Source organism: Sphingobium sp. TomTYG65, assembly GCF_055395525.1.
In genome coordinates, this window is record NZ_AP027331.1 from 179,541 (window position 1) to 199,749 (window position 20,209).

At 61.3% G+C, this 20,209-nt stretch carries 19 protein-coding genes; 7 read left to right on the top strand and 12 right to left on the bottom strand.

The window, feature by feature from the left end; all coding sequences use genetic code 11:
• Positions 1-7: 7 nt before the first annotated feature.
• Positions 8-697: a glutathione S-transferase gene (locus tag ACZ5Y5_RS14730; RefSeq protein WP_464811250.1), complete on the bottom strand. Its 690-nt coding sequence runs from the start codon at positions 695-697 to the stop codon at positions 8-10.
• 20 nt (positions 698-717) lie between these two features.
• On the bottom strand, positions 718-1,563 hold the full coding sequence (locus ACZ5Y5_RS14735; RefSeq protein WP_464811251.1) for a transglutaminase family protein: 846 nt from the start codon (positions 1,561-1,563) through the stop codon (positions 718-720).
• Positions 1,564-1,618: 55 nt separating this feature from the next.
• Between ACZ5Y5_RS14735 and ACZ5Y5_RS14740 the strand changes: the two genes are divergently transcribed.
• The 4 genes from ACZ5Y5_RS14740 to ACZ5Y5_RS14755 all read left to right on the top strand — a co-directional run bounded on the left by ACZ5Y5_RS14740 (position 1,619) and on the right by ACZ5Y5_RS14755 (position 5,533).
• Positions 1,619-1,885, top strand: coding sequence for a hypothetical protein (locus ACZ5Y5_RS14740; protein ID WP_464811252.1), 267 nt, complete (start codon positions 1,619-1,621; stop codon positions 1,883-1,885).
• Positions 1,886-2,150: 265 nt separating this feature from the next.
• Positions 2,151-2,897: an SDR family NAD(P)-dependent oxidoreductase gene (locus ACZ5Y5_RS14745; protein ID WP_464811253.1), complete on the top strand. Its 747-nt coding sequence runs from the start codon at positions 2,151-2,153 to the stop codon at positions 2,895-2,897.
• Between the two features lie 217 nt (positions 2,898-3,114).
• Positions 3,115-4,098, top strand: a complete 984-nt coding sequence (locus ACZ5Y5_RS14750; protein WP_464811254.1) for a TerC family protein — start codon at positions 3,115-3,117, stop codon at positions 4,096-4,098.
• Between the two features lie 106 nt (positions 4,099-4,204).
• On the top strand, positions 4,205-5,533 hold the full coding sequence (locus ACZ5Y5_RS14755; RefSeq protein ID WP_464811255.1) for an MFS transporter: 1,329 nt from the start codon (positions 4,205-4,207) through the stop codon (positions 5,531-5,533).
• Between the two features lie 498 nt (positions 5,534-6,031).
• Here the strand turns inward: ACZ5Y5_RS14755 and ACZ5Y5_RS14760 are convergent, their stop codons facing one another.
• From ACZ5Y5_RS14760 to ACZ5Y5_RS14770, 3 genes are read right to left on the bottom strand one after another with little or no spacing between them, the layout of a single operon-like run.
• Entirely contained in the window at positions 6,032-6,445 is a 414-nt protein-coding gene (locus ACZ5Y5_RS14760; RefSeq protein ID WP_464811256.1) for a hypothetical protein, read from the bottom strand.
• Positions 6,445-6,774 carry a hypothetical protein gene (locus ACZ5Y5_RS14765; protein ID WP_464811257.1) on the bottom strand — a complete coding sequence of 110 codons (330 nt, stop codon included), beginning with the start codon at positions 6,772-6,774 and terminating at the stop codon, positions 6,445-6,447. The genes ACZ5Y5_RS14760 and ACZ5Y5_RS14765 overlap by 1 nt, the downstream gene beginning before the upstream one ends.
• A 48-nt stretch (positions 6,775-6,822) precedes the next feature.
• A complete protein-coding gene (locus tag ACZ5Y5_RS14770) occupies positions 6,823-7,239 on the bottom strand; it encodes a hypothetical protein (RefSeq protein WP_464811258.1) in 417 nt (138 codons plus the stop codon).
• A gap of 248 nt (positions 7,240-7,487) precedes the next feature.
• Here ACZ5Y5_RS14770 and ACZ5Y5_RS14775 point away from each other — a divergent pair, with 248 nt between their 5' ends.
• Entirely contained in the window at positions 7,488-7,778 is a 291-nt protein-coding gene (locus ACZ5Y5_RS14775) for a hypothetical protein (RefSeq protein ID WP_464811259.1), read from the top strand.
• A 94-nt stretch (positions 7,779-7,872) separates the two neighbouring features.
• Here the strand turns inward: ACZ5Y5_RS14775 and ACZ5Y5_RS14780 are convergent, their stop codons facing one another.
• From ACZ5Y5_RS14780 to ACZ5Y5_RS14795, 4 genes are read right to left on the bottom strand one after another with little or no spacing between them, the layout of a single operon-like run.
• Entirely contained in the window at positions 7,873-8,661 is a 789-nt protein-coding gene (locus ACZ5Y5_RS14780; RefSeq protein ID WP_464811260.1) for a DeoR/GlpR family DNA-binding transcription regulator, read from the bottom strand.
• 19 nt (positions 8,662-8,680) lie between these two features.
• A complete protein-coding gene (locus tag ACZ5Y5_RS14785; RefSeq protein ID WP_464811261.1) occupies positions 8,681-9,925 on the bottom strand; it encodes an MFS transporter in 1,245 nt (414 codons plus the stop codon).
• The gene (gene lldD, locus ACZ5Y5_RS14790; protein WP_464811262.1) at positions 9,925-11,076 is read right to left on the bottom strand and encodes an FMN-dependent L-lactate dehydrogenase LldD; all 1,152 of its coding nucleotides are present in this window, start codon (positions 11,074-11,076) and stop codon (positions 9,925-9,927) included. The genes ACZ5Y5_RS14785 and lldD overlap by 1 nt, the downstream gene beginning before the upstream one ends.
• 11 nt (positions 11,077-11,087) lie before the next feature.
• On the bottom strand, positions 11,088-12,506 hold the full coding sequence (locus tag ACZ5Y5_RS14795) for an FGGY-family carbohydrate kinase (RefSeq protein ID WP_464811263.1): 1,419 nt from the start codon (positions 12,504-12,506) through the stop codon (positions 11,088-11,090).
• Between the two features lie 89 nt (positions 12,507-12,595).
• Between ACZ5Y5_RS14795 and ACZ5Y5_RS14800 the strand changes: the two genes are divergently transcribed.
• Positions 12,596-14,707, top strand: coding sequence for a bifunctional rhamnulose-1-phosphate aldolase/short-chain dehydrogenase (locus tag ACZ5Y5_RS14800; RefSeq protein WP_464811264.1), 2,112 nt, complete (start codon positions 12,596-12,598; stop codon positions 14,705-14,707).
• Positions 14,708-14,729: 22 nt separating this feature from the next.
• Positions 14,730-16,022 carry an L-rhamnose catabolism isomerase gene (rhaI, locus tag ACZ5Y5_RS14805; protein ID WP_464811265.1) on the top strand — a complete coding sequence of 431 codons (1,293 nt, stop codon included), beginning with the start codon at positions 14,730-14,732 and terminating at the stop codon, positions 16,020-16,022.
• 240 nt (positions 16,023-16,262) lie between these two features.
• Here rhaI and ACZ5Y5_RS14810 read toward each other — a convergent pair whose 3' ends face one another.
• From ACZ5Y5_RS14810 to ACZ5Y5_RS14820, 3 genes are all read right to left on the bottom strand, one after another.
• Positions 16,263-16,649: a hypothetical protein gene (locus ACZ5Y5_RS14810; protein ID WP_464811266.1), complete on the bottom strand. Its 387-nt coding sequence runs from the start codon at positions 16,647-16,649 to the stop codon at positions 16,263-16,265.
• 89 nt (positions 16,650-16,738) lie between these two features.
• Complete coding sequence (locus ACZ5Y5_RS14815; protein ID WP_464811267.1) at positions 16,739-18,685, bottom strand: tyrosine-type recombinase/integrase; 1,947 nt, start codon at positions 18,683-18,685, stop codon at positions 16,739-16,741.
• 170 nt (positions 18,686-18,855) lie between these two features.
• Positions 18,856-20,022, bottom strand: a complete 1,167-nt coding sequence (locus tag ACZ5Y5_RS14820) for a tyrosine-type recombinase/integrase (RefSeq protein WP_464811268.1) — start codon at positions 20,020-20,022, stop codon at positions 18,856-18,858.
• Between the last annotated feature and the right edge of the window lie 187 nt (positions 20,023-20,209).

Below are 20,209 nucleotides of genomic sequence, written 5' to 3' on the forward strand. Positions count from 1 at the left end.
ATCTACATCATCGTTGCGCAGATGCGCAATCGGCATGCCGCGTACGATTAGGTAGGATGAGGCCACTGCTGACCCAATCGGCGATCAAAGGCGGATTTTGTGGTGACCATGGCGGCACCCGGAGCATGATCGCGCCAAACAGGTCCGATGCCAGATAATCGGACAGCCAATATTTCAGCCGAGGGAGCGGCTGCACAGCGAACCAGTCCGGATCGACCGAAGCAAATTGCCGGACGAAGGGCATAATCGCTGCGTCGGCAATCCCGCGTACATCGCCGCACAGGTGCGTGGCTGTCGTCAGCCGCTCTTCAAGCTGCTGAAGGAAAGCCAGCCCGCTGGCGCGATGCGTTTCGGCATTGGCATCATGGCGATCGGGATATTTGTAGCGGTCCAGGTGATGTTTGAACTGCCCGTCATTTGCGGCGATCAGTTCCGGATCATCGCGGTCCAGCCAGCCCTCTGGATCCTGCCCCGCCAGTGCCCAGCGCATGATGTCGATGCTTTGATCAATCACCTCGCCATCGGGCAATATGAGGACAGGAACGGTGCCCTTAGGTGACGCAGCTAGCATCGCTTCCGGCTTCGCGGACAGCTTGACCTCGCGCAGTTCGACACAGGTGACGCTCACCGCAAGCGCTAGCCTGGCCCGCATCGCATAGGGGCAGCGGCGGAAACTGTAGAGGACTGCCGGCGGCATGCTACCATAGCCCCTTACCATCAAAGAGAAGACTGGCCAGCAAGCCGTTCCAGTGCTGCAGCTATGTGGCTGCGGCGCTCAGGGTCTCTGGTGACTTCCAGCATGGCGCTGAGGCTGGCGCGGGCCGCTTCTACATCGCCGTGAGCCAGTTCCAGCCGCGCCAACGTCCACCAGCCAGCGCCATGCTCTGGCGCCACGACCGTCATGCGCTCATACAGAGTGCGGGCGCGCCAGCTGTCGCCCGCCTGCTCGGCTCGCGTCGCCTGGTTCAACAAAAGGCGCACGAGGGCCATGCGGTTGGACATCGGCTCCAGATACAGACTGCCGGAGGATGCGAGCGCGTCCGGCGTCTGCCCAGTCAAGGCAGCCAATTGCTCCAGCTCCACCAGCGCACCTCGATTGAACGGATCTATCACCGTCCGGTCGCTTTCCGAACCCACGCTGACCAAAACATGGCGAGGCGTGTTGAGCGGGTAAGCCGTCCAACCCATACGCCGGGCGGCCGCAACATAGAGGATGGACAGGCTGACCGGCAAGCCGCGCCGCCGGTCAAGTACCCGGATCATGTCCGCGTTGAGCGGCGCATCATAGGCCGAGCTATCGCCGGCAAAGTCAAAATGGGCGCCAAATACAAGCGCGAGTAGGGCGGCCTGAGCTTGCGCTGACTTAAGGGCTTCTGGACCGGAGGCGATCCTTTCTGCATCGAGGGCCACGTTGATTTCACGAAGAAGATCAAGATAGGGATCGAGGTCGACCCCCTCATGATCAAGGCTGCTCAATGCCAGCGCGGCGCTGTCCAGTTCGATCTCCTCGTCAGCGAGCAGCCCGATATAGGCGATATTTTCATTGGGGGCAGTATAGTCCATCTGCCCAAGATGGTGTCGATGGCGCATCTTTCCAGCGTCATGCTACATCGGGTTGATGACTAAGCATAAGAAACGATATCTCACGGCCACGATGGCCGACGGCTATGTGAAGCGGATCGGCCCGACGGCTGACCCGTTCACCCATTATTGGCGGATCGTTGCCGAGCTCGAGAATGGTAAGACGGAGGTCTTCTGGGGGCACGTCAAGTCACTGGCGGAAGCCAAAAAGAAGCGCGCCGCTGCCGAAGAGGCGTCGAAGACGCGCGGCTGGGGAAGCTTTGCGTTCGAAATCGCTGAATTGGTTGAAGAGCCGGTGCAATGACCGACAATCCCTGGTTCAAGCTGTTTCCAATGCGCGTGTCCGTCGAGACAGCTTCGCTGCACATTAGATCAATGCCTGCGATCGAAGGTTTACTGATGAGATACGGTCGCCCGACCAGTCCGCTTGGCGCCTCCAAACGGCGAAGGTTGAAATCGTTCCTCATCATCTTGTGCCCACCGAGACTGGACTAGCCGTCTGGCTGTGAGGCATGAACCGCCTGATCAGAGCCAAGCGGATTCGCGGTGGCGTTCAAGGAGGCAGGTGCATGGGCAGATTTGATAGCAAGTCGGTGGTGATCACTGGCGGATCGAGCGGCATTGGCCTTGCTGCTGCTCGGCGGATCGTCGAGGAGGGCGGCTCGGTGCTTATCACCGGCTCCAACGCAGAGCGGCTGGACCGCGCGCGCCAGCAACTTCCCGCTCTTCACATCCTGGTAAATGATGCGTCGAAGCCTGAAGCAGCGCAGGCTCTGGCGGATGAAGCGCAGCGGCTGTTCGGTACGATCGACGGAGTATTCCTGAACGCGGGTGTGGGTGCGGGGGCGCCTCTCGGGCATTTGACGCCGGATGTTTACCGTCAGCTAATGGACCTCAATGTCGGCGGGCCACTGTTCGGGACGCAGGCGCTGGCGCCGATTGTTCGGGATGGCGGATCGATCGTGATCACGGCTTCCATCGCGAAGGACAAGGGAATGCAGGCCAGCGCGCTTTATTCGGCGACGAAGGGAGCAGTTCGTTCGCTGGTACGTGGGTTTGCACGGGAGCTGGCGCCGCGGCGCATCAGGGTCAATGCGGTGAGCCCGGGGCCAATCGAAACGGATTTCTTCAACCGGCTGGGTCTGCCCGAGGAACATGCTTCCGCCGTGGTGCAGCAGATTGCGGCCGGAAATCCGCTCGGCCGTGTGGGAACGGCGGAAGAAGCTGCGGCTGTTGCACTTTTCCTGCTGTCGGACGAGGCGAGCTACGTCACGGGGGCGGATTATTATGTCGATGGCGGCGATGCGCAGTTGTAGTGGAAAGTTAATCTACTGAATGAAATAGCGAATTGAAAAGGTTTTGAAGCGGTCTAAAATCAGGACCGCGGACCGGGCCCCTCTGGCGCGCTTTCCCTGGCGCGTGATGTCGGACCGCATCGGATGATCCGATGCGAATGGCAGGGTATCAGGTCCAGCTTCTCCTTCGCTTCTGATCCTCCGATCAACATCGATGTTGCACTGGAGGAGCGTTTTCATGGAATTTCTGTTTGCAGACTGGCTGGGAACACCCGCCTGGTTCTGGCTGATTTTCATCGTCCTTGTCGTCGCGCTCACCGCATTTGACCTGGGTTTCCTGCACAAGGAGAACAGGGAGATCGGCATCCGCGAAAGCCTGAGCCTTTCGGCCTTCTACATCAGCGTCGCGCTGCTGTTCGGCGGGTGGATATGGTATGCGCGCGGTCCGGAGCCGGGGATGCAATATTTCACCGGCTTCTTCATCGAAAAGGCGCTGTCGATCGACAATGTCTTCGTGATCAGCCTCATTTTCTCCTATTTCGCGATCCCTGCGCGTTACCAGTATCGCGCGCTGCTGTGGGGCATCGTCGGGGTGATCGTGTTGCGCGGCCTGATGATCGGCGGCGGGGCGATGCTGCTGCATGAAGCCTATTGGGTGCTGTACGTCTTTGCCGCCTTCCTGATCTTCACCGGCATCAAGATGCTTTTTTCCGGCGATACGCCGATGGACATCGGCAATAACCGCGCGATCAAGTTCATCGCCACCCATATACGGATGACGCCGCAGCTGCATGGCGAGCATTTCTTCGCGCGCATGCCGCATCACAAGACAGGCAAGATGGTGTTGGCTGCGACCCCGCTGTTCCTGGCGCTGGTCGTGATCAACTTTGCCGACCTGCTCTTCGCAGTGGACAGCGTTCCGGCCATCTTCGCCATCACGACCGACACATTCATCGTCTATACGTCGAACGTGATGGCGATCCTGGGCCTGCGGGCGCTCTATTTTGCACTGTCGGCGATGGTGCATCGTTTCCACTATCTGAAATATGCGCTGGCCCTCATCCTGGTCTATATCGGTGCAAAGATCTTCGTCGCTGATTTCCTGCTGGACGGCGGCAAATTCCCGCCGGTGCTGAGCCTGGGCGTGACCTTCGCGTTGCTGGCGGCTGGCGTAGGCTGGTCGCTGTGGAAGACGCGGCAGGAGGCGCGCAGCCTGGCGTAATCTTTCGGGCCGGGGCGGCCATGTCTGCCCCGGCCTTCACGCTGCCCCTTGTTCATCCCGTCCTTCCGCCTCTATGCAGGCGTCTGGAGCATGAAGGGGAGGGGCCATGCTGACCGGATCAGCCGACACAGACACGACCATCACGCAGCCGGACGTCAGCCGGCGCGAATTGCGAACCGTTGTGGGCGCGAGCCTGATCGGCACGATGATCGAATGGTTCGACTTCTTCATCTATGGCGTCGCATCAGCATTGGTCTTTAACAGACTGTTTTTCCCGTCTTTTGATCCGCTGACCGGTACGCTTCTGGCCTTTTCCACCTATGCGCTGGGCTTTCTCGCGCGGCCGCTGGGCGGCGTCGTATTCGGCCATTTCGGGGACCGCATCGGCCGCAAGACGCTGCTGATGATCAGCCTGCTCACCATGGGCATATCGACTACCGCCATCGGCCTGCTCCCTACCTATCAACAGATCGGAACATGGGCACCTATCATGTTGATATTACTGAGATTACTGCAGGGGTTTGCGGTTGGTGGCGAATGGGGCGGGGCGGTGCTGATCGTGGCCGAAGTCGCGCCGCCGTCGCAGCGCGGCTTCTGGACCTGTTGGCCGCAGGTTGGCGCGCCGGCGGGCAATCTGCTGGCGGCAGGCGTGTTCGCCTTGTCATCCGCCCTGCTGACGGAGGCGGACTTCATCGCCTGGGGCTGGCGCATCCCATTCCTGATGTCGATCGTCCTGGTAGTTGTCGGATGGTGGCTGCGCCGCGCCGTTTCTGAGAGCATGGTCTTCGCGCGGGAAGCGGCGGCAGGTGGGGTAGAGCGGTTCCCGGCGATGGAGGCGATCCGGCGCAAGGGACGCGCCCTGCTGACCGGCGCGGGCCTGCGCTTCGGGGAGAATATCTGCTATTATGTGATCGCCACCTTCTCGATCACCTATTTCACCGAAATTAAGGGCGGCCACCGGTCGCTGGTCCTGAACGCCGTGCTGATCGGCTCTGCGATCGAATGTGTGACGATGCCGTTGTTCGCCGCCCTGTCGGACCGGGTCGGCAGAAGGCTGGTCTATGGCGCGGGTGCCGTTTGCGTGGCCGCATGGTTCCTGATCTTCTTCGCGCTGATGGATAGAGGAAGCATGTGGAGCGTGGGCCTGGCCATCACCGTCGCGATGGTGGCGCACGGGGCCATGTATGCGCCACAGGGCGCGGCGATCACCGAACTGTTCCCCACGCGTTTGCGCTATTCGGGGGCGAGCATCGCCTATCAGGCGACCTCGATCCTGGCCGGGTCGCTGGCGCCGATCATCGCCCTTTCACTCTACAAGGCGAGCGGCGGCACCGGGCTGGTGGCAGCCTATGTGGTCGGGAGCCTGATCGTCACCATTTTGGCGGTGATCGCTGCGCCTGAAACGCGTGGCGTTGATTTGCATGAGGTGAGATGAGGCCATTGTTTCGGCTGCTGGCAGAAATCTCCAAGTCCGCGCGCTTCATCGATTTGCAGATGTGATGATGCCCTGATTGCCGGAACAGCGATTGCCGGGATGAGTTGGCATGTCTTCAGTCACAGGAGATTGGACATGGCGCAAAAAGGTGCAGGCGGTAATCCAGGTGCAGTCACGGCGAAGGGTGGTGACGGTGCGCGGGGAAGTACGGGGACGGGGCGCGGTGGTGGTAATAATGCCCGCGGGAAAAAGGCGGCCTCTACGAAAAAGGACAAGGAGGATGGCGCGCGCGGGAAATCGAATGAGGATTGACAGGCGCTCTCTGAAGGCAGGAATATATTATTGTTGCATGTAACCTATGTATGCGAAACCTACCCTTAGGCTTTCTAGAATGAAGCTTCAGGGAAGAGACCGGCGGGAGGCCGCAGGCTACTAACGGTCTCCCGCCTTCTACTTTCATGCTCGAGGGGAGGGGCGACAGGGTCGCCCCTCCGTTCTTCACTTGCCTGATGTGGAAGTCTGCCGGTCGATGACCGGCTTTTCACCGCGTTCCTTGTAGATGGACATGGACCGGGAGCGGACCTGGCCATCCTTTCGGACATGGGTATTCGTCATCGAACGCGCGCGTTCATCTTCGTCGCGGGCGGTGGCAACCGACCGTTGGCGCGCCATATTTTCGTTGAACTTGGCTCGGGAGTCCGTGGTTGCGGTGCCGCCATTTGCGGCAGTTGCGTTGCCCCCGCCCGAGACGCCGACGCTGTTCGGGTCGGTGGTGCCAGAACCATAGGTTCCCGCAGATACGTCGCCGGTCGTCGGGGTCGAGGATTGCGAACCGGCGCTGGTTTGCGCCGATGCGGTGCTGGCGGTCGCGAGGCAGGTTGCTGCCAAGAATAGTCCGATTGATCGCTTCATTATTCGCTCCTTTCCGGGCGGTCGTCGATCACGATCTTGCATCCATCCGGCCCGCGGCTCACCGTCACCGAACTGCGATGGCCATTGGCCATGCTGGTGGCGCTCGATGTCGATGAACTATTTGCCCCAGTCGAAGAGGATGAGGCCGCGACATGGGAAGAGGCCGACCGGCCGGACGATGCGCTGGCGGCTGAGGCGCTGCGCCCATCGTCCGGCACCTGAGACGTTTCGACATGACCGTCTTCGAAAATATGGGTGCGGCGGCAGCTTTCACCCGAAGGCTGCGATGCCGCCGCCGCTACGGCTATGGTGATGATGATGAGGTCCATGACGGCACCTCTCTTGGGGGCGGTGCCCGCCCCCAAAAGCCTGAAGAGTTAGCGGGGGTTGGTCGAGTTCGCGGTGGAATCGCCATAAACCTCGCCGGTCGAACCGTTGCGATCGGTCGATCCATAGGCGTCAATCGAAGTGGAGGTGCTCTGTGAGCCCGTGCCGCTTGCCGAACCGCCTGCGGTCACGCCGCCGGTGGCCTTGTTGCGATCCGTATAGATGGTGCCCGACCCGTAGGTGGATGCAGAGTTCGAGGTGGCCGAGCCGCGGCGATCGTCGCGCTTGTGGCGCTTGCCGTCCTGCTTGTCACGGCCGCGGTCGTTGGTTGCTCCGGTCAGGCCGCCTGCCACCGAGCCGCCGGGCGTGGAAGCGGTCACACCGCCGCCAACGGCTGTTTGAGCGAAGGCGCTGGTCCCCATCAGACCAAATGCAGCAAGCGATGCAATAATGGCTCCATGACGCATAATACTCTCCTTCATTCTATTTGTCGGATTTCCAGATGCAGGGGCATCGGGTGGGGAGGAAAGCATTAGGACGGGGTATAAGTTCAACGGCTTGACCGGGCTTTAAGGTCGCTTTGGCCCACCTAAACCGCTGATGAACAGGTTCGTAGTGACGGGTTCATGCGGGGGTGGCGTTCCGTCAAGTTGATTGCGCATCGGGAACAAGGTGATGATCTAATTGTTCAATGTCGGTCAGGAGGAGCTTGATTATGGCTGAAGTTCACAGAGATCCTTATACCGGTGACCGTACGGTTGTTCACAAGAGCAGGGGCGGGCGCACGCTCGCGATCGTGGTAATCCTGATCCTGGCGGTGGTCGGCATCTTGTTCGCCACCGGCTTCTGGAAGGCTGATGTGAAGGGCGGCGACGTGCCCGAAGTTAGCGTAAAGGGCGGCGAGCTTCCCAAGGTGGATGTGGATTCCAAGGCAGTCGTTGTCGGTTCCAAGAAGGAAACGATCGACGTTCCCACCGTTGGCGTGAAGGATAATGGCGAGGAATAAAATCTTCGTTCGTCAGGGCTAAGTGTCAGGGCCGAATGTCATGCGTGCTTGAGTGGCGGCGCATGATGTTCGGCCTTTTTAGTGCGCCGACAATTCAAGTGCCGGCTACGATGACCTTGGGTCCCGCTTTTTCCAGCATGGCAAGCGTCTGGGGCTGAACGCCCTGGTCGGTGACGACGACGTCCACTTCGTCGAGGCCGCATACGATGGCTCCGGACGATGAGGTGAATTTCGAGCTGTCGACCAGCAGGATGACCTGTTCAGCTCGGTCGATCAGGCGGCGTTCGGCGGCGACTAGGATGACGTCCTGCTGCATGACACCCTGCGGCCCCACGGCTGCTGCGCCCATGAACAGCTTGGGCGCATGGAAACGCGGCATGGATTCCTCGCCCGCGGGGGCAAGGATGATGTTCTGCTCCCGGAACAGAGTTCCTGAGGGAAGGAGAATCTGGGTGCCGGGCTGCGGCAGCAGGGCGTTGGCAATGTGCAGCGAGTTGGTGAGGACCGAAAGGTCGAGCCCGCCGATGTGCGGGCACATCTGAAGGGTAGTTGTGCCCCCGTCGATCATGATGCCTTCGCCATGCTGGCACAGCTGGGCGGCGGCGCGGCCGATCGCCTGCTTTTGCGCCAGATGTTCAGTGATCGACTGGGCGAAAGGAGTGCCTGCGAGACGGGCGGCGCCATCCGGGCTGCCGCCATGGCTCTCGGAAAGCTTGGCGCCGCCACGGACGCGGTGGATCACGCCTTCTTCTTCAAGCCGGGAAAGGTCCCGGCGGATGGTGGCCGGGGACGCCGCAAGCCGCGCTTCCAGGTCGCGGTAGCTGACGAAGCCGTTCGGGCCCATCGCTTCGATGATCAGCCTTTCACGTTCCGTCGCGTGCATTGTCCCCAACCCCTTTCAATCAGGCAGCCTGCCGTTCAGCTTCAAGCTGTTCGAGCGATTTGCCCTCGTTACGCGGCGCCCAAAGCGTGCCGACGAGGCCGCTTATGACGAGGAAGCCCGTCAAAATCCACGCCAGCGTCGTGAAGCCCGTATCGCTCAGCATCGGAACGAAGAAGCTGAAAATGCCAAGGCTGATCCGGACGATTGCGAAGCACAGACCCTGCGCGGTCGAGCGCAGCATGGTCGGGAACATCTCCGAACTCCAGAGCTGGAAGAAGCTCTGCGCGCCGAAGCCGCCCCCGAATTGCAGCAGGAAGACGTAGAGCAGCGCGACCGGGATGGTCAGCGGGAAGACCGCCAGCAGCGCCATGCCGATCACCTGGATGATCGCCGAGATGGCGAACAGCGTGCGCTGGTTCACCTTGTCCGCATAACGCATGAAGACGAGTCCGATGGACACCATGCCGATGGCGAAGGACAGCGCCTGGATGGCGACCGATTGCGCCTGCGTCGCTGCGCCCACGGTGCGCAGGATATAGGGGAAGAAGAAGCCGTTGGTGCCCGCCCACAGGTTCCAGAAGCCGTACATGCCGACGAGGCCCAGGATGGACGCGAGATATTTGGGCTGGAAGAGCGTCGATACCGGCAATTTGGCGACGCCTTCAGCCTGCGCGGCCTCCCACCGTTCGGACTCCTTCATGCGCGAGCGCAGCAGGGTGAGGGCAAGGGCGATCACCAGCAGATGCGCGAAGACGATCCGCGCGCCAAGCTCTCCCAAGTTGGTGAGCGCGAGACTGAGCAGCAGAACGACGACCGGACCCAGATACCATAGGACCTGCGCCACGCCGGAATGCTTGCCCCGGCGATCGTCCGGCGCCTGTTCGGCGATCAGCGACCAGGAAGCGGGAATATCCGCCCCGACGGCGAGGCCGACGATGAGGAAGCCGGTCACGATCATCCAAGGCGCGAAGGCGAAGACGAGCATCGCCATGCCGACGGCATAGACGAGCATATCCCACTGGTAGATCTTCTTGCGGCCAAGCTTGTCGCAGAGCCGTCCGCCGATATAGGCGCCGACGCCAGCGCCGATGGCGTTGGGGCCGAAAGCGCCGATCAGGCCGATAAAGTCGTTCGACAGCTTATAATGTTCCTGCCACAGCGCGAGGGCGGCAGAGCCCGCAACGATCGAGCCCGCGTCGATATAGTTGGCAAGACCCGCAAGGATTGTGTCCCGCCAATTGTCTTTTTGTGCTCCCGCACTCATCAGATGTCCCTCCCGGCCAAAATAGTCTGGTTTATGTCGGCGATCTTGCATGATCCGGTGAGCGCCATCGCCACGCGCATCTCCGCCTCAATGAGTTGCAGCATCTTCGTCACGCCCGCTTCGCCCTGCGCCGCTAGCGCATAGGCCCAGGCACGGCCGAGCAGCACGCCCTTCGCGCCCAGCGCCAGCATGCGGACCACATCGAGGCCCGATCGCACGCCGCCGTCCACCAGCACGGTAAGCTTGTCGCCCACCGCCTCAGCGATCGGGGGCAGGGCGCGCGCGGTCGAAAGGACGCCGTCCAGCTGACGCCCGCCATGGTTGGAAACGACGATCCCGTCCGCGCCAAGCGCAGCGGCTTCGCGCGCATCCTCCGGATCGAGCAGGCCCTTGATGATCAGCGGCCCCTTCCATTCCGAACGGATGAAGTCGAGGTCGCGCCAGTTGATCGACGGGTCAAAATTGTTGCGCATCCAGGCGAAGAAATCTTCGATGCCGGTCTTGCCCTTCAGCACCGGGGCGACATTGCCCAGCGTATGAGGACGGCCGCGCACGCCAACGTCCCATGCCCAGTCCGGCTTCATAGCCGCCTGCGTGGTGCGCCAGATCGCGCCCTTGAGGCCATCCGCTCCGGCAAGGCCGCTATGATAATCGCGATAGCGAGTGCCGGGGACGGGCATATCGACGGTGAAAACCAAGGCGGAGCAATTGGCCGCTGCCGCCTGGGCCAGCAGATCCTTCATGAAAGCGCGGTCGCGGATCATGTAGAGCTGGAACCAGAAGGGCCTGGTTGCCGAGCGGGCGACTTCGGCGAGCGAGCAAGCGCCGACGGTGGAGAGGGTGAAGGGGATGCCAGCTCCCTCGGCGGCGCGGATCGCCTGACATTCTCCACGGCGGGCATTGAGACCGGCCAGGCCGATGGGGGCAAGCCCAACCGGCAGCGCCTGTTTCTGGCCGAACAATTCCGTCGTCAGGTCCATGCTGGACACATCGCGCAAAACCCGCTGGCGCAGCGCTATGTCCGATAATTCGCTGACATTTTTGCGCAGCGTGACTTCGGCATAGGAACCGCCGTCGATATATTCGAAGAGGAAACGGGGCAGGCGGCGGCGGGCGGCCTCGCGAAAATCGGCGACGCTGGCTATCGGCATGGGGCGGATCCTCAAAGGGCAGGCTCACTGATCCCGGCCAGCCACCGGGAACGGTAAGAGGAAATGTCTTCATCAAGCGGCTGCACCCGGCTGAGCGAGCCCTGCGGTTTGAGTGATGGGTCGATCAGGCGCAAGGCGCCGAAGGACACGTCATTATGCGCGTTGGCGGTATAGACAGCCATTCCCGGCCGCAGGGACGCGAGCGCGCGCACGAAAACCTCCGCATCGGCGAAACGGCCTTCCACCAGCAGGCAATCGCGCGCGCCAATGAGGTCGAGCATCGTATCGGCGACCAGCGCGGCATAGAGGCATACCGCCGCGCGCCGTTCATACCAGTCGTCCGGCCGGGCGATCCAGTTGCCAGCGCCGGTGGGATAGGGGCCGAAGCCGGGGGCAAGGGTCGGCAGCAGCATCGCACCTTTGCCCAGCACCTTCGGTACGGCGGCGAGCAGGGCGGGCTGGTCCGGTTTGATATCGACGCGGCGCGTGTCAAATTCGATCACGGTTTCAATCTCGCGCCCGCCCATGAAGCGAGCAGATGGCACTGGACAGCCATAGGCATCGACATTGACGAGGCAGTCACGGCCCTCAGCCAGCGAGTGCGTGGGCACCTGCTGCGCGGGCAGGCGCATGGCGATGAACCAGGTGCCGGTGGACAGGATGGTCGAGTCACCCTGCGCAATCTCGTCAAAGCCCCGTGCCGCCAGCAGCGCTGCGTTGGAATCGTGAAGACCCGCCAGAACGCGGATGTCCGGCGAGAGACCGGTACGTTCGGCAAGGTCAGGCCGCAGGGTGCCGACGCTGTCTTCCGCCTTGCTGAGCGGTGCAAAGCGCGATGCCCAGCCCATGCGTTCAGCAAGCGGCGAGAAGCTCGACGCGTCGGGGGACCAGAGGTCGCTATGGCATCCCAGGCTCGTCACCTCTGTAACGGCGACGCCGGACAGGAACCATGCCCAATATTGCGCCCAGGGCAGGAGGGTGGCAGCGGCCATCTCAGCTGGATAAAGCTGTTCCATCCAAAAGAGTTGCGAGCCGATATTAAGACCATCCGGCAGGGCGGGCGAACCAGTGAGCGCAAAATCGTCCCGCTCCGTCCGGTAGGCGGCCATCACCTCCTCGGGGATCGCCTGCTCATAATCAATCGGCGGAAAGGCCAGTTGCCCGCGCACCAGCGCAGCGATGCCCGCACCATGCGCGACGGGGACAATATATTCAGCACCGCTGGACGCGTATTTGCCGAGCGATTCGACAAGCCATTCTTCGATGCCAGCGGTGTCCAGACGGCGGACGCCGCCGTCCGTGCGCACCTGATTGGGACGCACCTGGCGGTCGAGTATCTGGCCGTCGCGCGACCATAAGGAGACTTTGCTGAGCGTTTTGCCGATATCGACGATAATAGCGAAACCGCGGTTCAGCGTGCCCTCCGGCATAACATTTTTCTCATTTTGTTTGATCGAATATGATCGATTAATAACGCAAAGGATTGATCAGGGGAAGCGCAAATGATAATGGGGGCGCCATGAACATGCAAAATCCAGTCTCGTCCGCGGCGATTCCTTTTGCCGTCCCTTCCAGCCGCTGGGATGATGGCGTCGCAGCCACGCTCAGCCCCGCCGAACTGCTCCTGTACCGATCGAATCTGCTCGGTTCGGACCTCACGGTGACCAATTTCGGCGGTGGCAACACCTCCGCCAAGATCCGGGAAACCGATCCGCTGACCGGCGAGCAGGTCGATGTGCTGTGGGTCAAGGGTTCCGGCGGCGATATCGGTTCGATGAAGCTGGACGGCTTCTCGACCCTCTATCAGGACAAGCTGCTGGGCCTGGAAAAGCATTATGGCGGGCCGGAAGATGACGACAAGATGGTCGGTTATCTGCCGCACTGCACGTTCAACCTGAACCCGCGCGCGGCATCGATCGACACGCCGCTGCACTCATTGCTGCCTTTCGCCCATGTCGATCATGTTCACCCGGATGCGATCATCGCGCTGGCCGCTTCTTCGGGCGGCGAGGCCGCGACGAAGGAGATTTGGGGCGGCAAGATCGGTTGGCTGCCGTGGAAGCGCCCCGGCTACACGCTGGGCGTGCAGCTGCGCGACTTCGTGAAGGCCAATCCCGGCGTGGAAGGCGTGATGCTGGCGGGCCATGGCATCATCTGCTGGGCGGACACCGCCAAGTCCTGCTACGAACATACCGTTCAGCTGATCGCTGACGCGGCCAATTATCTGAATGCAAAGCTGGGTGAGAAGCCTGCTTTCGGTGGTCAGGTCGTTTCCCCCAATCCCGATCGTGCGGCGATCGCTGCGGACCTGATGCCTCGCCTGCGCGGCCTGATGACCGGCGCGCGGACCAAGGTTGGCCATTATTCGGATGACGCCGAAGCGCTGGAATTTGTTGGTTCGGTCGACTTCCTGCGTCTGGCGGCGCTGGGCACGTCCTGCCCGGATCACTTCCTGCGCACCAAGATCGCACCGCTGCCGCTCGAACCGACAAAGCTGCAGGACGACGCGTATCTTGCCGAGCAGATCGCGGCCTATCGCGACATGTATGCGGCCTATTATGAGCGCTGCAAGCGGTCCAACTCGCCCGCCATGCGCGACGCCAACCCGATCGTGGTGCTGGTGCCGGGCGTCGGCCGCATCACCTTCGCCGGGGACAAGACCACGGCGCGTCTGGCTGGCGAATTCTATGGCAACGCCATCAACGTGATGCGCGGCGCCGAGGCGATCGGCAGCTATATCGCGCTGGATGAGCAGGAAGCGTTCGACATCGAATATTGGCTGCTCGAAGAAGCCAAGCTGCAGCGCATGCCCAAGCCCAAGCCGCTGGTCGGCAAGATCGCCCTGGTGACGGGCGGCGCGGGCGGCATCGGTGCGGCGACCGCCGCGCGGCTGCTGTCCGATGGCGCTTGCGTGATGCTGGCCGACCGTGACGCCAACGCGATCGAAGAAGTACGCGCGGGCTTTGCCAAGCAGTTCGGCAAGGATGTGATCCGTGCCGCCGTTTGCGACGTGACCGACGAGGCGCAGGTCCAAGCCGCGTTCGACGATTGCGCTCGCGAATTCGGCGGTCTCGACATTCTGGTCGCCAATGCGGGCATCGCCTCTTCGGCGCCGATCGAGGAAACCACGGTCGCCCTGTGGCGCAAAAATTACGATGTGCTCGCCGAGGGCTATTTCCTCACCGCCCGCGCCGCCTTCCCGCTGATGAAGCGGATGAAGGAGCAGGGTGGCGCGTCGATCGTGTTCATCGGTTCGAAAAATGGCGTTGCCGCTGCGACCAACGCGTCGGCCTACGCGTCGGCCAAGGCTGCCGCCAATCATCTGGCGCGTTGCCTGGCGCTGGAGGGCGCGCCCTTCGGCATTCGCGTCAACACGGTAAACCCGGATGCGGTGATCAAGGGCAGCAAGATCTGGGACGGCGACTGGCGCAAGGAACGCGCTGGTGCACATGGCATCGACTCCGGCAAGGAACTGGAGGAACATTACCGCCAGCGCTCGATGCTGAAGCGCGACGTGTTGCCGTCCGACATCGCCGAAGCGGTTTACTTCCTGGCCGGCGACATGTCCGCCAAGTCGACCGGCAACATGATCAATGTCGATGCGGGTAACGCCCAGGCGTTCACGCGCTGATCGGCGAGGAGAGGTTAATATCATGAGCAACCTGCCCATTTCCGCGGAACTGATCGCGGAAGCCAACGCCCGCGATGCGCAAGCGCTGGAAGAAGATTATGCCGCGCTCGGCCGCAAGCTGTCGCGCACCGGCATCGACATCGACGCGATAAAGGACCGCGTCGCGGGCTTTTCCGTCGCCGTGCCCAGCTGGGGCGCAGGGCGGGGCGGTACGCGTTTCGCAAAATTCCCGATCGCGGGCGAGCCGACCAACATCCATGAGAAGCTGGAAGATTGCGCCGTCATCAACCAGCTGAGCCGCGTGACGCCGCGCGTGTCGCCGCATTTCCCCTGGGACAAGGTGAGCGATTACAAGGGCTTGCGGGAGGAAGCTCAGAGCCTCGGTCTAGGTTTCGACGCGGTCAATTCCAACACCTTCCAGGATCAGCCGGGACAAGCGCAGACCTATGCGACCGGTTCACTGTCCTCGACGGTCGAGGCGACCCGCCAGCAGGCGGTCGAGCATAATATCGAGTGCATCGAGATCGGTCGCCAGCTGGGTTCGACCGACCTGACGGTGTGGGTCGGCGACGGCACCAACTTCCCGGGCCAGCAGGACTTTGCCCGCAGCCTGGATCGCTATCTGGAAGCGGCCGCCCAAGTCTATGCGGCGCTGCCCGATGATTGGCGGATGCTGCTGGAACATAAGATGTTCGAACCCGCCTTCTATTCGACGGTCATTTCGGATTGGGGTTCGTCGATCCTGGCGGCACAGGAACTGGGCCCCAAGGCGAAGTGCCTGGTCGACCTTGGCCATCACGCGCCGAACGTCAATATCGAGCAGATCGTGGCGCGCCTGCATCGCTTCGGCAAGCTCGGCGGCTTCCATTTCAACGACAGCAAATATGGCGACGACGATCTGGACAGCGGTTCGATCAACCCGCACCAGCTGTTCCTGGTCTTCAATGAACTGGTCGAGGCGGAGCTTCATCCGCGTGACGGGTTCAACCCCAGCTACATGATCGACCAGTCGCACAATGTGACCGATCCGATCGAGTCCATGCTGTCGTCGGCCGAGACGATCACCGCATGCTTCACCAAAGCGCTGCTGGTCGATCGCGAAGCGCTGCATGCCGCGCAGGAAGGCAATGACACGATGATGGCGTTCCAGGCGCTGCGTCGCGCCTATAATGTCGATGTCGCGCCGATCATCGCGAAGGCGCGCGCCGAAGCCGGTGGCGCGATCGACGTACTGGCGACCTATCGTGCCAGCCTGTGGCGTGAACGCAAGGCTCAGGAGCGGAAGGCCGTAGGTCTGGGCGCGGGGATCGTCTGAGCTATTGAGTTAGAAAGGGCGTTGCTGCTTGCGGTGGCGCCCTTTCTCATAAGTGAGGTAGTTTAACATATATCCACACCAACTGGTGTCTTATCCTGTAAAATCAGCTTGTTGTGGCAAAACGGCTGTCCATTGTGTTTCCCTGATAATTCGGACGATCAAGGGAGTGGGAAGTGTAAGTCGCCGAAGGCGGCGCACTTCCCACTCCCTTGATCGTAACCCGACCGATGGCGCGCCATTTCATTCATCAGTTGAGGGTAGGGGTACCGGAACTTGCCCCGGCGACGCCCTCGCGAGGGCAGCGGTATAGAGCTGGCGCCAGTGTTCGGCCTTGCCGCGCTCGCGTTCGGCGGTCCGATCGGCTTTCGCTTTTTCAGCGCGAGCAACCCTCAGATCAGCTTCCAGACGCTCGATTTTGTTGCGCAGAGCAGCTTCGATGTGGCGATATTCCTCAGGCGTGCGCAAGGGCACCTTCTTGCCATTGATGACCTCGGTTTCCGACCTGGTTTCCGTGCGCTCCTCACCGATTTCATCGCAGAAGTTGTTGTAAAGATATTGCCGACTGACCTTGGCCTCCCGGGCCACCGAGACGAACGTCACCGCCTGCTTGCTGTCGCGCAAGCGCATGATGGCATCCTCCACTGCGGCGCGCTTTTCGGCGCTGCGCCGGCTCCTGGCATTGTCGAGGGTCGCGATCCGTCGATCAGGTTCTGTGATCATGGCAGCGCTTCCTCCCGAGCAGCGGCAGGTTTGTAGCGCTGATTTTCGCCCTTATAGAGGCCGCGCTCCTCAATGGAACGGATGATGGTGTCGGTGTTTTGGACTACGTCCTTGTTGCGTTGGAGTCGCTTGCGGGTGATGTCGGCCATGCGGGCCTGGCCGTTTTCCTCGTAATTACGGGCTTCCTGTTCGAGGCCCTCGATAGCGACGTAGAGCCCGGCTCGTTCGCAGCGGAAGTGGTCGATATCATCACCGTCGGCGCGGAAGAACCGGCATGTCAGACAGGCATGGGCATGCTCGCACCATTCGCCGAGCTGGCCGGGTAGGGTACAGGCGCCACCAGAGACCCTTGTAGCCATCATGGTTTCCTTGCGCAGCAGCAGTTCACCGACTGTTTCATCAACCTTGCCTTCGATCGTGAAGAACTGGCCGCCGCCCTTGCGGAGCAGGGCATTCTTCTTAAGATCCAAGCGCTTGTTGACGTACATTGATGCCATGTCGGGCGAAGCATGGCCCAGCTCGAACATGATGCTCAGGATATCATGGCCCTCGGCCGCCATTTGCGTCCCCCTGTGGTGACGCAGCGGATGCCAGGAGAAGTCGAACGGCCTGCCTTCGCCATCGACGATGTGGTGCGTGAGGCACAGCTTTTTCAGTTCCTGCAACGTCCAGTGATAACCAAGGAACGTTTCCCGCTTGCCGTAGAAGACGGGGAACAGATATTTCGTGGCACGGCCATAGCGCTGCCTAACATGATCCCGCTGGGCTTCGATCAGCTTGATCATCGTTTGATGCGCGGGATCGGTCACCAGCAAGGGCTTGCTATTCCAGCGGCTGACCTTGTTCTGCCAGAAGGTGAAGATCATGAACCGGCTATCGTGCGGATCGGGCTGCAAGCAGTCGAAGAGCAGGGCGTGCAGATCCTCAGCGCGAGCGCCGGTCGTCAACCCGATCGTGAAGATGGCGGGGATCGGTACGGGCAGTTCATCCAACTTTGTCATCATCGCCGCCAATGCTTCCGGGGGCGCCGCCCGATTGGCGCCTTCGCGTGAAGCATAGAGCCGGTTACGGGGATCGTCCGGAGCCTGTTTGTAATGGATCCGCCATGCAGCCCGCTTGTCGAGCGCGATCCGCGGCCATTGCCCAGGTAGCAGAACCGGCGCTGCGCGCATGAGTTGGACGATGTCGGTGTACCAGTTCTTGCCCTTAGCATCGTGAGCATTGCCCCATGCCAGATAGCGCTCCATCGTCAGGTCATTGATTTGCTTGGCATCCGCAATACGCGCTTCACGCAGGAACCGAGCGAACACCCGTAATCGCGACAGCATTTTTACGACAGTGCCCGGGCCGAGTTCGCCATGGGCGACCTTGTCGAGCAGGAACGCCCGCATCAACGGCCGCAACCACGGCTCGAAGCATAGGAAGTTCAGATAGCTGTCGCTCCGGCGCTGCCGGTCACGGAAGCGCGTGTCTTCCTCGCTGTATAGATCGTTGAGCAGGATGATGTCGCGTTCGGTCAGGGCTGCCATTTGCGCGCGGTTTACGACCGCAAAACGATGGATCTCGCCGAACAGTTGCACTTCCGGTGCCCGATAGTGGCTGGTTACGATTTCTCCGTCGCGAATCCAATGGCGTGTCTGGCTCTGCCTACGGCGCTGATGCCGCTCACCATACCACGCGGCATAAAGGGCCAGGACTTCCTCGTTATGACATCGAGATCCGGCTCCGTCAGCTGCGGGGGCGAAGTCTGGATGAGCGATATCAGCAAGACAAGCCGCGTCAAAGCGCTGAAGCAGGCTGGCGCCTTCCTCGACCAGATATCTGATCACCGGGATCCGGCGCTGGAACCAATGGGCATCGGCCTTGCGATCATCGAGCACCGAGGCCACCAGATAAGTTTTGATCTCATTGGTCAGCACCGGAACTTGGGCGTCGAGCGACATGCGTTCATATGTCAGGCTGAGCCAGGGATGGCCGAACACTTCGGTCATCAGGCTTTTGGACCAGACGGGATTGGCGACGAGAAGGGGGGATGTTTCCGCGAGCCTGGCGCCGAGCCAGTTGTGGTAGCGCTCGGTTTCGTGCGGCGTTCCGCCCACCACCGCCAACGGTTTCATGACCATCGCAGATCCTTTCCAAGCAGCTCGGCCTCACGGAGTTTCTCAAGCCTTTCATGCACTTGCTCTGGTCCGTTGAGATAAAGCCCGCGGATCTCCGAGGCGAACAGGTGCTGGTAGAAGGCCGCTGTCGTCTGCGGGCTTGCATGCCCCAGGCGATCCGCGACCTCGATCAGACTGTATCCCGCCGCGATGGCTTCGGAGGCATGGCTGTGGCGGAACATGTGCCAGCTAAAGTTGATATGCGTGCGTTGCTCCAGCAAGTCCTTGAGCTTCTGGGCGTAGGACAGGCTCATGGCATGTCCGATGGCACCGGCCCTGACATTGGCGAAGACATATTCGCTGCCCGACTCAAAGGCCGGAAGATATTCGTCGCTGGTGAGATAATCGACGTACATGTTGAGCACATAGTTATGCACCGGGACACCGCGTGTCCGACCGGATTTCGCGCGGGCGCCATTGGCGTTGTCCTCGCGTGGAATGACCCAGATGACCTTTTCCAGCAGATCGATATCAATATGGTGCAGGCCCAATGCTTCGCCGATCCGCAGGCCCGTATTGTAAAGCAGCACGATCAGGAACGCGTCACGAACCAGGTTGCAGCCCTCGATCAGCCTCAGCACCTCGGTCGGTGTCAGCCGTTTCTTGAGCACCTTCTGCTGAACGCGCCCGGGATCGCCGGACAGGTAACGGTCCTTGCGTCGCGTCGTGCGGCGCTGGCTGATGTGCTCCAGGAAAGGCTTATAGACGCGATGACCGTCGTAGGCCTTGGCAAATTCGGCCGTATCGACCGCGAAGTCGTCGGTACCATTGAAGAAGCGGTAGAATGATTTAATCGCAAGCTGGATCTGGTTGCGCGTCGCAGGGGCCAAAGCCCTGGTTTCTTGCTTGCGCAGCACGACCAACCGGGGACTCGGCAAGGCGTCTTTTCGCGTGGCGAGCCGCCAAGCCAGAAAGCTATCATAAAGCGGTACCGTAGCCTGGTGGAACCCGGCGTCGTTCGCACTCAGGAAATTCGCGAACTCCACGACATGGCGGACGTAGGCCCGAATGGTGTTGGGCGAAGCATGGGTCTGCTCGAGATGAACGATCCAGCGGCGACAGCACTCAACGATTTCGCCACAATGGTCCAGCACCGTCCACGACCGGCGACCATCGGGCATCTCGATGCGCGCGGCCTGACAAGGCGACGGTGAAGACGCAGTGGACACGGTGGCGGATACTGTTGAAAGATCCGTCTCACCGCAAGCCCGTCCCCCTGGTGGTGGACACACTGGACATGGACAGTGACGGTACTGCTATTAACATAATGATTATTATCGATCTTTTGGCCTGTAAGCGCCGGATAGA